This is a genomic window from Actinoplanes sp. NPDC026670 (assembly GCF_040638175.1).
In the GTDB taxonomy this organism is placed as follows: domain Bacteria; phylum Actinomycetota; class Actinomycetes; order Mycobacteriales; family Micromonosporaceae; genus Actinoplanes.
Window position 1 is genome coordinate 23,220 of the sequence record NZ_JBEZXU010000097.1, and the last position, 11,908, is coordinate 35,127.

Consider the following 11,908-nt stretch of genomic DNA (forward strand, 5'->3'; position numbering starts at 1 on the left):
GTGCGTAAACTGCTCGCCGCCCTGACCGTCACCGCCGCCGGTCTCGCGCTCACCGCCGCGCCGGCCGCGGCCGCGACCCCCACGCTGCGGTTCCACTCGACCCAGTACGACTCCCCAGGCAAGGACACCCGGTCCAACACCAGCCTCAACCAGGAGTGGATCGCCCTGGTCAACACCGGCAGCACCGCGGTGAACCTGAACGGGTGGAAGATCGTCGACAAGAGCGCGACCTACACCATCGGCAACGTCACGATCGCCGGCAAGGGCGGTGTGCTCTACCTGCACACCGGCAAGGGCACCAACACCGCCCGGCACCTCTACTGGGGACGCGGCAACTACGTCTGGAACAACACCGGCGACACCGCGGTCCTCAAGACGAAGGCCGGCAGGACCCACGACACGTGCGCCTGGAAGCAGAAGTCGGGGCGGACCCGCGTCGCCTGCTGATCAGGCCGATTCGCTGAGCCAGGTGCGGCACAGCCACCAGGCGTTGACCGCGCCGAACGTGCCGGCCGGGTCGATGCCGGTCACCTCGGTGAACCGGCGGACCCGGTTGCGCACCGTGTTCGGGTGCACGAACAGCCGGCCGCCCGCGACGGTGACGTCGCGGTCGGCCTCCAGCCAGGCCAGCACGGCGTGCGCGACCGGCTCGGCGTTCGGGCCCAGGCCGGTCCACGCGCGGCGGTGCCGGTCGAGCAGCGCGGCCGCCAGATCGGCGCGGGCGGTGAGCGCCGCCTGCCACGCCACGCCGGCGATGTGCACGGCGCCGGTCTGGCCGGTCTGCTCGGCGGTGACCAGGGCGGCCAGCGCGAGACGCCGCATCGGCGCCATCTTGTCCGGTGCGGCCGGCCCGGCCAGCCCGGCGGTTGCCTCCCGCAGCGACGGCGCCCGGGACAGCACCCCGACGAACAGGTCGTCGACGACGGCGCACACCACCGGCGGCTGGTCGCGCAGCACCCGCTCCTCGAACCCGGGCCGGGCCACCAGCACCCACAGGCCGTCGCCGGCGGGCAGCCCGGCCTCGGCGACCGCCAGCGCCGCCGCCGAACCGCCCTGCAACAGCCGCCGCAGGATCGCCGCGTCCCGGTTGCCGGGCCGGGGATCGGCCAGCGCCTTCGTGGCCCGGTGCGCCGAGATCAGCCGGCCGCGGACCGCGTCGGCCCAGTCGTCGTACAGCTCCCGGGCATCCAGCAGCCGCTCGGCGCTGACCCCCTCGGACCGGCCCACCTCGCGGGCCCGCGCCCAGATCGCGCGCTCGGCGACGTGGATGGCGCCGAGAACCGCCTCGATCGGCACACCCTGCCGGGCCCGGGTGACGCCCAGCTCCTCCACGAACGACAACTCGGCCTCGGTCGGGCCGCGCCGGTCGGCCAGCGCCCGGGTGGCCGCGGTGAGCAGCGCCCGGGTGTGCCCGGCGATGTCCGACGGCGGCAGCACCGACACCTCCCGCACGGTCGCGCGGACCCCGGAGATCACCGACGGCAGCAGGTCCTCGTCGCCCATCACCCGCTCGATGAGGTCGATCATGGCCGTCCAGTCGTCCCGATCGCTCATCCCGCCATGCTGCCGTGTCGTTGTGGTGGCCCACAACCACAACGTGAAACGGCGTGGCGCACGCCATGTTCCGGCCGGCGGCCAGCGCCTACGGTTTGGCCAGCGCTACAACGTCGGTAGGAGAAGTTCGATGCGTGTCGCCGTGATCGGCGCCGGAGCGGCCGGCCTGGCCACGGTCAAGGCCCTGCTCGACGCCGGTTGCGACCCGGTCGGCTACGAACGCGGGGACCGGCCGGGTGGCCTGTGGACCGACACGTACGCCTCCCTGCACCTCAACACCAGCAAGGGCCGCACCGAGTTCGCCGACTTCCCGATGCCCGCCGACTGGCCCGACTACCCGTCGGCCTCGCGGGTCGCCGGATACCTCGCCGACTACGCGGGCCGGTTCGGGCTCGATCGGCAAATCCGGTTCGGCCAGAACGTCACCCGGGTCGAGCCTGGCTGGACGGTCACCACCGAGGACGGCGGCACCGAACGGTTCGACGCGGTGGTCGTCGCCAACGGCCACAACTGGTCGCCGCGCCTGCCGTCGCCCGGCTATCCGGGCACGTTCGACGGCGTGCAGATGCACGCCCACGACTACCGCACCCCGGAGATCTTCCGGGACCGGCGGGTGCTGGTCGTCGGGATGGGCAACTCGGCCATGGACATCGCCGTCGACGCCTCGCACACCGCCCGCGGGCCGGTCCTGCTCTCCGCCCGGCACGGCGTCCACATCGTGCCGAAATACCTGTTCGGGCGCCCGGCGGACGCCACCGGCGGCGCCATCGCGGGCCTTCCCTGGCGGTTGCGGCAGGCGATCGCCGAGACGTTGCTGCGGGTCGCGGTCGGACCCCCGCAGCGGTACGGGCTACCGGCGCCCAAGGGTGGCCTGTTCCAGAACCATCCGACCGTCAGCGACACCATCCTGCACCGGATCACCCACGGTGAGGTCGTCCCGCGTCCCGGCATCGACCGTCTCGACGGGGCGAAGGTCGTGTTCACCGACGGGACGGTCGACGCCGTCGACGTCATCGTGTGGGCGACCGGGTACCGCGTACACATCCCGTTCCTGTCCCCGGACTGGCTCGGCCCGGAACCGGAAAGCCTGCCGCTCTACCGGAGGGTCTTCCACCTCGACGACCCGTCGCTGGCGTTCGTCGGGCTGATGCAGTCCACCGGCGCCGCCTTCCCGGTCGTCGAGGCGCAGGCCAAGCTGGTCGCCGCGTACCACGCCGGGGTTCATGCCCTGCCCCCGGCCGACGCCCGGCGTCGCGCCACCGACCGCGCCCTGCGCGCCGCCGTCGCCCGCTGGGGCCCCGACGCGCGACCACACATGCGCGTCGACTTCGACAGCTACGTCGCCGAACTCACCCGCGAGATCGCCCGAGGAGCACACCGATGAGCGCCCGCGACCCCCGCGGAATGCGTGTCCTGGTCACCGGCGCGTCCGGGACGTTCGGCCGGGCGATCAGCGCCCGCCTGGACGGCCTCGGCGCCCGCGTCGTCGGCCTCGACCGCGCGCCCCGCGTCAACGACCCGGTCGAGGTCCTGCCCTGCGACATCACCGACGACGACGCGGTCCGCGCCGCCGTCGCCGAGGCGATCGAGCTGCTCGGCGGGCTCGACCTGCTGATCAACAACGCCGGAGTGGGCGGGCCCGCCCCGGCCGAGCTGCCACCCGGCGCCGAGGTCCGCCGCCAGCTCGACATCAACCTGCTGGGCACCTGGCGGGTCACCGCCGCCTGCGTGGACCCGCTGGTCGCCTCCCGCGGGCGGATCGTGATGCTGACCTCGCGGATGGCGGTCATGCAGCTTCCCCTGGCGGCGGCCTACGGCGCTTCCAAAAGGGCCTTGGTGGCGTACGCCGACGCGCTCCGCCTCGAGATCGGCACCCACGTCGGGGTGACCTGCGTGTACCCGTCGGCGGTCCGCAGTCCGATCCACGACTCCACGGCCGAGGCGGGGCTCTCCCTCGAGGGGATGAGCCGGTACGAGCCGCTCGACGGGGTGGTCGACACCGTGTTGCGGGCCGCGCTCAGCCGCCGGGCGCGCCGGGATCTGCCCACCACCCGGCGTGGGGCCGTCGAGTTCTTCCTGGCCCGGCACCTTCCCTGGCTCACCGACCGGATCGTGGCCCGAACCCTCGCCGGGCGGGTCCGGGCCGGGGCGTTCGGGGACGCCTCGCTCGCCGCCGGAGTCGTCGCCCGCCACGGGGGCGCTCCACCCGCTTCCCCCGGCGTCGCCTCGCCCGCCTCCCGCCACGGCGGTGCCGGGTGAACGTCCGCCGTGGTGACCTGCTCCGGTACGCCACCGGGTCGGTCGGGATGGGCGTCTGGGTGACGGTACCCGGGCTGCTGCTTCTCTACTTCCTGACCCACACGCTCGGGGTTGCGCCGGCGCTGGCCGGGCTCACCCTCCTGCTGCCCAAGATCATTGATGTGGTCGTTCACCCGTACCTGGGCAGCCGCTCTGACCGGGACGCCCGGCGGACCGGCAACCGGATCGGCATGTTGCGGGCCGGACTGCTTCTCGCCGTGGCGATGGCCGGGATGTTCTCCGTGCCGGACGGGCTGACCGGCGCGGCGGCGGCGCTCTGGGTAGGCGGCTGGTTCATCGCCGGGAACCTGCTGTTCGCGTGCTTCCAGGTGCCGTACCTGACCACCCCGTCCGATCTGCGGGTCGGCTATCACGAACGCACCCGGGTCTTCATGTTCCGGATGCTGTTCCTCACGTTGGGGCTGCTCGGGGCCGGGGTGGCCGCGCCCGCCCTGGTCGCCGCCGGTGGCCGGGGCGACTATGCGCGGATGGCGGTGCTGCTGTCCGTGGTCATGGTCGTGTCCGGGCTGGTCGCCATCACCGGGGTACGCCGGCTCACCGCCCACGCCGGGTTCCGCGCCCCCGCCGAATCGCACTCCACCCGGGCCGACGTCGCCGCCGCCTGGCGGGACCGAGACTTCCGGGCGCTCGTGCTGTCCTACCTGTTCACCGGAACCACCACCCACCTGTTCCTGGCCGCGCTGCCGTTCTACACCGAGTACGTCTTCGACGACACCAAGCTCACGGCCGTGTTCATGGGCGCGTTCCTGGGGCCGGCGGTGATCGCCGGGCCGGTGTGGGCCCGGGTGTCACGCCGCATCGGCAAACAGCGTGGGCTGCTCATCTCTCAAGCGGTGTTCGTCGCCGGGTCGCTGGCGCCGCTGTCCGGCTACGGCCTGGCGCCGGCGGTGGTCGTGGTGGTCGCGCTCGGCATCGCGTTCGCCGGGTTGCAGCTGTTCGCGTTCTCGATGGTCCCGGACGCGGTCGCCGCCGCCGCGGTTCAGGACACCACCCGGGCGGGCGCCTACACGGGCGTGTGGACCGCCACCGAAGCCACCGGAACCGCGATCGGGCCCTACCTGTACTCGGCGGTGCTGGCGCTGGGCGGGTTCGTCGCCACCACCGAGGGGCACACCGTCACCCAGTCGTCGTCGGCTCATACCGCTCTGCTGCTCGGATTCACGGTGGTGCCGGCGGTGTTGATGGCTGTCGCTCTGTTCTTCCAGCTCCGCTGGACCCTCGACCGCCCCGGCGCGTCGCCCGCGGCCGCCGACCTGCCATCCTCCGCCGCCGGCTGAGGCACATCGCTTTCGCTCGGCGGGCGTCTCGGCCCGGATGGTCCAAGCCGCCGGGCGACGGTAGCGCGGCCGTCGCCCGGCGACTGTTTCACGCCAGTGTGTAGCCGAGCAGGCCTTCGGTGCGCTGGCCCTCACAGCCGGGGTCGGTGGAGTCGAAGTGCTCGCCCCCGATCAGGCACCGGTACAGGCGTTTGGTGGCCACGCCCGCCGGCGGTTGCTGGAAGATGTAGCCCAGGCGGGTGCCGTACCGCTGTCCCTCGCAGTCGACGCGGGGGGAGGTGAACGTGTCGCGTGCACCGCTGGCGCACTGGTACAACGCGATCGTGCCCGGCTGCTGCGTGCCGTACAGGCGGCCGAGGCTGCCTTCGCGCTGGTAGCCGAAGGCTCCCCAGGTGGTGCTGAGATGTTCCCCGTCGCTGAGGTAGCGGACGAGGTCCAGGGTATCGGGCATCCGGAGGGGTTCGCCGGTGCAGGTGACCCGCACCGTGTACTGGTACTGCGGCAGGCCGTGGATCTGGTAGGCGAGGACGTCTGCCTGGGTCACCCGGCAGTTCGCGGTGTTCCAGGTGAGCCCGGCGTTCGTGTACGCCGTGCGGGTGGCGTCGTCTCGTGCCTGTGTCTGGCTCACCGACGGTGCGGACACGCCCACGAAGGTGTTGCTGACCGGGCCCACGGTGGCGGCGGATGCGGGGCCCGCAATGGCGAGTGCGAGTCCCGTGGCCAGTGCGGCCGAGCCGGCCTGGCTGCCCAGCGTGCGCAAACGACGGCGAACAGATGTCATGGTGGATCCTTTCCGATCCCGGGGACGGCTCACCGGGGGCGAATCTGGAGTGACGGGCTGTCATCCTGCCGCCGCGACGGCCCTGCCTGTGCGCAGAGTGGACACCGTTGGACTTCGGCATACACGCCACTCGATGCCGCCGCCGGTCACGGGACCGGTCCGGGCGTACCGGAAAAGGGTTGGCTAGATGCTCTGACGGTGAATGCGAGACTGCTGGCCGAGGCGGTCTCCGGCGCCGGTGGGGCGCTGTCGACTGGTATGACCCATCGCGTCCAGCGCTGTCCATTCCTGCCGCCACCGACCCGAAAGACAGAGAACACTGTCAATTCGTTCGGGCCGGTCCGGCACCGGCCGTGGTTGAACGCAGAGAGGGTGGCCATGTTGATCCAGAACCTGTCGAAAGGCCGGCTACTGAGCCGGTACGCCGTACTGCTGATCGCCGTAGTGATCGCGTTGACCGGTGCGGTGGCCCCGGCCAGCGCCGCCACCACCACGGCAACCGTCACCGACTTCTACCGGATCTACAAGCGCACCGGCGGCGACCACTTCCATACGGCCGACAATGCGGAAGTCGTCCGGGCGGTCACCGCCCTCGGCTACACGTACGAGGGCGTGGGGGCGAAGGTCTCCTCGACGCCCGCGAGCGGTCTCGTGCCGTTCTACCGGATCTACCGGCCGGGCAACGGCGACCACTTCCATACCACCAACTGGGACGAGGTTATCTCGGCGACGACCGGAGCCGGCTACGCCTATGAGGGCATCGCCGCCTACGTCTATCCGGCCGGCTCGGCCTCCGGTGTGCCCTTCTACCGGCTCTGGCACCGCGGGAACGGAGACCACTACCACACCAAGAGCTGGAGTGAGGTGCTGTCCGCGACCCAGCAGGGCTACGTGTACGAGGGCGTCGGCGCCAACGTGCTCGGATGACAACCATCCGGTTGCGGCCGCGACCCGTTGACCGGACAGCTTCGATGAGGAAACCGGGCTGGGGTACAGCCTTGTGGTAGGGGGGGCTCCTGCATCGCCCTGCCTCGGACGGTCCCGGCCGTCCGAGGCAGGGCGGGCGGAGCCGTTGCGTTGTTCACCACCGCGACCGGCATCATCTTCAACGCCTTCAGGGCGTAGCCCTGCGAGTGACTCACCTTCACCGACTCGATGATCAACTCGGCACCCGTCCAGTGAGGACCTGGTCGTCCCGGCCGCCCGCTGGTAGCGACGCCGGACCGGCTGGGAGCGGACGTCAGCCGGGTTCGGCTCAGGCTCGGCCACCTAACGCGGCCCGCTGCCGGCGGTCTTCGGGCATCCAGTCGGTATCGTCGCGCGCATGGACGAGACCGCCGACACCCGCCAGGTGGCGACCGCCTATGTGGACACCCTGGAGCGGCGGGACTGGGCCCGGCTGACCACGCTGCTCACCGACGACGTGGTGTACGAGATGCCGCAGACCCGGGAACGGATCCGTGGGCGGGCGGCCTTCCTGCGCTTCAACCGCGAATACCCGGGCGATTGGCATCTGCGGGTCCGCCGGGTGGTCGCCGACGGGCGGTCCGCCGCGCTGTGGCTCGATGTCCGGGTCGGCGAGGAGGCCCTCGACGCCCTCGTCTGGGTCGACGTGGACGAGGCCGGGCTGATCGAGCGGATCACCGACTTCTGGCCGGAGGCGTACGAGCCCCCGGCCGGCCGGGAACACCTCGTCGAACGGTTCTGAGCGGCCGTCCCACTGCGGCTTCGACGTCGGTGTGATCCGGGTCGGCGGTGACCTCGCCCTGGATGCGTCGATGTTCCCACCGTGGGTTCGGCCGGCCGGCACCCGGCGGCCGCGGCGGTCAGGTCGGATCCAGGGTGAACTCGGCCCGGTTGACCTTGCCCTCGACCTGGAACTCGAGGAACGCGCGGTAGCGGCCGGCCCCGGGCACCGAGACGTTGAAGCGGATCGCGCCGTCGGCCAGTTCGGGGTCGGGGTGCACGTGGACGTAGCCCAGGTCGCCCTCGCGCAGGACGACCAGGTGGCCGTAGGAGCCCAGGTAGCGCTCGAGCGCGGCGGTGCCGGGGGCACCGGAGCGGGCGACCCGGAACGAGATCGGGACTGTCGTACCGGCCTTGGGGGTGCCCAGCATCGTGACCGTGAACGGGCCGGCCTCGGCCTGGGGCGCGGCCAGGGGCAGTGCGGTCTCGGTGGCGGTGCCGGGGACATGGTGGTCGACGCCCAGCACCAGCGGAGTGGTGACGCCGTCGGCGGTGGCCACGGTGAAGTCGGCGAAGATCCGGTAGGCGCCCGCGCGGGGCAGGGCCAGCGGCACCGTCCACAGGCCGTCGGGCGACATGGTGGGATGCAGATGCTGGAAGCCGGCCAGGTCACGACCGGCCACGACCAGGTGCAGAGGCTTGTCGTGCACGACCGCGAAGCGGGTGGCGGGCTGCCGGTCGGCGCCGACGATGCGGAAGGTGTAGTCGACCGCACGGCCCGCGGGCTGGGAGCGGTGTACCGGCTGCAACGTGTAGCCGCCGGAGCTGACCGTGGTGCCGCCCGCCTCGACCGTGGCCGCTCCGGCGCCACCGCCGTGCTGGTGGCCGGTCATGGCCTGCACTGCGGCCGGAGCGACCGGCCCCGGGACGGCGGCGGGTTGCTGTTGCGCGGCGGCAGTCGTACGGCCCAGCGCGTAACCGCCGATGAGGGCCACCACGACGGCGCCGAACGCTATCGGAGCCATGGGTACCGAGGCGCGAGCCGGCGTCCCGGCTCCGGCCTGCGCCGCCTCACGTCTCGCGGCGCCGCTCTCTGTCGCCTTACCTCTCGTGGTGCTGCTTTCTGTCGCCTTACCTCTTGTGGTGCCGTTCTCTGTCGCCCTACCTCTCGCGGTGCCGCGCTTCGCTGCCGCGGCCCTCTCGGTGCTGCGCCGAGGAGCGACGGAGCCCGCGGGTGCGCGGCGGCGCCAGAGGACGACTCCGGCCACCGCGGCCAGGGAGGCCGCGATCCCACCGAGCCAGCCGAGCCGGTTGGCGCCGCCCTCGACGGGCGCAGCCACCGTGGGCAGGGCCGCGGCCGAACTGGCCGCCACGGGCGCCGCCGTGCTGATCAGCGACGAATCAGCCTGGTTGGTCGGCGGCGTCCATCCGGCCGGGGCCGGCGTCACCGGCCCGGTGTACTGGAAGGTCACCGTCCCGTGCACGTTGTCCCCGTCTGAGGCCCGGGACTGATAGTCGATCCGGTACTCCCCGGCGACTGGCAGGTGGGCCAACCGGACCCGGGCCGGGAAGCCGGTCGTGTACTGCCGCGGTTCGAACTTGCCACCCTCCATGAAGTACTCGGTGACCGGCTTGTCCAACGGCCGCGGACTGGAGTGCTCCCACCCGTTGTCGACGCGCCCGCCAGTGGGCGCGGTGATCGCGAAGTACGCGTTGTCCGGCACCTTCTCGGTGAAGAACAGCTCCACCTCGCTCAGCGGGGCGCTCACGGTCGCTCCACTGGCCGGGACGGACATGCCCAGCGTGCCGTGGGCCGAGGCCGGCGCGGGCACAGCGAACACGACGACGACGGCAGCAGCGCACGCGAGGACGACTCGGTGGAGGAGGCCCATCGCACCATCCTCGGAGAACCGAGGCTTTAGTCAAGCCATAGAGATCTTTTTATTCGTCAGACAGAAGTTCTGCTGACCGTGGGCCGGCGCGCTAGTTGCGGCCGCCGTCGAGGACCTCCAGGGCCACGGTCAGTGCGGCCTCCATGACCTCGTCCTCGTCGGCGTCCTCCCACTCGGCGGACATGGCGGCGCTCTGGACGGCGATGAAGGCGGTGCGGGCGCGGATCCGGTCGCTCAGGGTCGCATCGGGGCCGGCGAGGGCCTCGAACAGCCGTCGCTGGCCTTTCTTGATCTCGGCGCCGAGCGGCAGGTTGGTGATCTCGGTGAAGTTCTCCCGGATCAACCGGACCAGGTGGGCGCTGCGGGCCGCCTGATATGCCGCGAGACGGCGCAGGAACTCCTTGCGCCCGTCCAGGGTCGCGGCGCTGTCGGCGGCGTCGTCGATCATGGTGTTGATGCTGTCGAGGTGGCCGAGCAGGATGCCGTTGAGGATGTCTTCCTTGGTCTTGAAGTGGAAGTACAGCGCGGCCTTGGTGACGCCGAGCTCGTCGGCGATCTCCCGCAGCGACGTGGTGGCGTAGCCCTGCGTCGCGAACAACCGCAGCGCGACCGTGAGGATCCGGTCGCGGGTGTCGGTGCGCCGGTTGTCGACTCCGTCAGTGCGTTGCGGCATGTGTCCCCTCCCACTCGCCATTAGATAACTTGACGGAAGGCTAGTCAAATCCCTAACGTCGGATACCTAACCGGCCGACAAGCAAAGTGGAAGTCGACCAGCCGCCCCCGGAAGAGGATCGTCATGTCACAGCCTGAAGTACAGGAGAAAGCGGGTTTGGGTTTCACCCACCGCCAGATCCTGGTGACCATGAGCGGCCTGGTCATCGCCATGTTGCTCGCTCAACTCGACAACATGATCGTCGCGCCCGCGCTGCCGACGATCGTCGGTGACCTCGGCGGCCTGGAGCACCTGGCCTGGGTCACCACCGGCTACATCCTGGCCACCACGATCGCCACCCCGATCTGGGGCAAACTCGGCGACCTGTACGGGCGTCGCATCACCTTCGTCTCGTCGGTCGCGGTGTTCCTTGTCGGATCGGTGCTGTGCGGCATGGCCCAGAACATGGCCGAGCTGGTCGCCTTCCGTGCCGTCCAGGGCATCGGCGCCGGCGGCCTGATGGTCGGCGTCCTGTCGATCATCGGCGTGATGATCCCGCCCCGCGACCGCAGCAAGTACCAGGGCGTCATGATGGCAGTCATGCCGATCGCCATGATCGGCGGCCCGCTGGTCGGCGGTTTCATCACCGACCACCTCGACTGGCGCTGGGCGTTCTACGTCAACCTGCCGCTTGGCCTGGTCACCCTCGTCGTCTGCTGGATCACCCTGGCCAAGCTGCCCCGCGGCACCGGCCACGCCCGCATCGACTGGCTCGGCACCGCGCTGCTCACCGTGTGGATCACCGCGCTCGTGCTGATCACCACCTGGGGTGGCACCGAATACGACTGGGCGTCCCCGCAGATCCTCGGCCTGATCGCGCTCACTGTCGCCGGCCTCGCCGCGTTCATCGTGGTGCAGCGGCGTACCGCCGAGCCGATCATGCCGCTGCGCGTCTTCGCGAACCGTAACTTCACCCTCGCCGGCGGCATTGCGTTCATCTCCGGGTTCGCCCTGTTCGGCGCGATCGGTTTCCTCCCGCAGTACCAGCAGTTCGTCCAGGGCGCGTCGGCCACCAACAGCGGCCTGCTGCTGATGCCCATGATGATCGCCGTGATGGCGGTCAGCGTCGGGTCCGGCATCGTGATCAGCCGCACCGGCCGCTACCGGATCTTCCCGATCATCGGCGCGGTCCTGGTCGCCCTCGGCATGTTCCTGTTCAGCACCGTCGGCACCGGCACCTCGCAGACCGTCACCGCCCTCTACATGGTGGTCCTCGGTGCCGGGATGGGCGCGATCATGCAGACCAGCACCCTGATCGCACAGAACAGCCTCGAACCGCGTGACATGGGCGCCGGTACCGGCGCGTCGACGTTCCTGCGCAACATGGGTGGCTCGCTGGGCGTCTCCATCCTCGGCGCCATCTACACCCACCACCTCACCGCGTCGCTGGCCGACTCGGCCGCGACCGGCGCCGCACCGGTGGCGGCGTCCTCGATGACCCCGGCGACGCTGCGGTCGCTGCCCGAGGCCGCCCAGCGCGTCTTCGAGCAGGCCGTCACCGACGGCATCGGCACCCTGTTCCTCTGGGGCAGCGCCGTGGCGGCACTCGGCTTCTTCGTCGCCCTGTTCGTCCGGCACGTCCCGCTGCGCGGCGGCAAGCCCGCCACCCCGGCCCCGGCCGAGGCCGCGGCGGTGGCTCCGGCGCCGGTCGACGCCGTTCGCTGACCCGCCCCGCTGTACCGCCGTC

Annotated in this window: 11 protein-coding genes; 7 read left to right on the forward strand and 4 right to left on the reverse strand. The window is 71.3% G+C overall.

The genetic code is table 11. The features are described 5' to 3' along the window. Positions 1-447, forward strand: coding sequence for a lamin tail domain-containing protein (locus AB0E94_RS48600; RefSeq protein WP_360342240.1), 447 nt, complete (start codon positions 1-3; stop codon positions 445-447). On the opposite strand, the gene AB0E94_RS48605 is transcribed toward AB0E94_RS48600, so the two are convergent. Next, positions 448-1,554, reverse strand: a complete 1,107-nt coding sequence (locus tag AB0E94_RS48605) for a helix-turn-helix domain-containing protein (protein ID WP_360342243.1) — start codon at positions 1,552-1,554, stop codon at positions 448-450. 130 nt (positions 1,555-1,684) lie between these two features. Here AB0E94_RS48605 and AB0E94_RS48610 point away from each other — a divergent pair, with 130 nt between their 5' ends. The 3 genes from AB0E94_RS48610 to AB0E94_RS48620 are packed head-to-tail and all read left to right on the forward strand — an operon-like array spanning position 1,685 to position 5,150. Continuing rightward, positions 1,685-2,938, forward strand: coding sequence for an FAD-dependent oxidoreductase (locus tag AB0E94_RS48610; RefSeq protein ID WP_360342246.1), 1,254 nt, complete (start codon positions 1,685-1,687; stop codon positions 2,936-2,938). Further along, the gene (locus tag AB0E94_RS48615) at positions 2,935-3,813 is read left to right on the forward strand and encodes an SDR family NAD(P)-dependent oxidoreductase (RefSeq protein WP_360342249.1); all 879 of its coding nucleotides are present in this window, start codon (positions 2,935-2,937) and stop codon (positions 3,811-3,813) included. Before AB0E94_RS48610 ends, AB0E94_RS48615 begins: the two co-directional genes overlap by 4 nt. After that, positions 3,810-5,150 carry an MFS transporter gene (locus tag AB0E94_RS48620; RefSeq protein ID WP_360342252.1) on the forward strand — a complete coding sequence of 447 codons (1,341 nt, stop codon included), beginning with the start codon at positions 3,810-3,812 and terminating at the stop codon, positions 5,148-5,150. The genes AB0E94_RS48615 and AB0E94_RS48620 overlap by 4 nt, the downstream gene beginning before the upstream one ends. Before the next feature lie 88 nt (positions 5,151-5,238). Here the strand turns inward: AB0E94_RS48620 and AB0E94_RS48625 are convergent, their stop codons facing one another. Next, positions 5,239-5,931 carry a hypothetical protein gene (locus tag AB0E94_RS48625; protein ID WP_360342255.1) on the reverse strand — a complete coding sequence of 231 codons (693 nt, stop codon included), beginning with the start codon at positions 5,929-5,931 and terminating at the stop codon, positions 5,239-5,241. 378 nt (positions 5,932-6,309) lie between these two features. Between AB0E94_RS48625 and AB0E94_RS48630 the strand changes: the two genes are divergently transcribed. Next, positions 6,310-6,858 carry a hypothetical protein gene (locus tag AB0E94_RS48630; RefSeq protein WP_360342258.1) on the forward strand — a complete coding sequence of 183 codons (549 nt, stop codon included), beginning with the start codon at positions 6,310-6,312 and terminating at the stop codon, positions 6,856-6,858. A 397-nt stretch (positions 6,859-7,255) separates the two neighbouring features. Beyond that, positions 7,256-7,639, forward strand: coding sequence for a nuclear transport factor 2 family protein (locus tag AB0E94_RS48635; protein WP_360342261.1), 384 nt, complete (start codon positions 7,256-7,258; stop codon positions 7,637-7,639). Between the two features lie 118 nt (positions 7,640-7,757). On the opposite strand, the gene AB0E94_RS48640 is transcribed toward AB0E94_RS48635, so the two are convergent. Both AB0E94_RS48640 and AB0E94_RS48645 read right to left on the reverse strand, forming a co-directional pair. After that, positions 7,758-9,509: a copper resistance protein CopC gene (locus tag AB0E94_RS48640; RefSeq protein WP_360342264.1), complete on the reverse strand. Its 1,752-nt coding sequence runs from the start codon at positions 9,507-9,509 to the stop codon at positions 7,758-7,760. Between the two features lie 91 nt (positions 9,510-9,600). Further along, positions 9,601-10,182, reverse strand: coding sequence for a TetR family transcriptional regulator (locus AB0E94_RS48645; RefSeq protein WP_360342267.1), 582 nt, complete (start codon positions 10,180-10,182; stop codon positions 9,601-9,603). Positions 10,183-10,305: 123 nt separating this feature from the next. On the opposite strand from AB0E94_RS48645, the gene AB0E94_RS48650 reads away from it, so the two are divergent. Further along, positions 10,306-11,886, forward strand: coding sequence for an MDR family MFS transporter (locus AB0E94_RS48650; protein ID WP_360342269.1), 1,581 nt, complete (start codon positions 10,306-10,308; stop codon positions 11,884-11,886). Positions 11,887-11,908 lie beyond the last annotated feature (22 nt).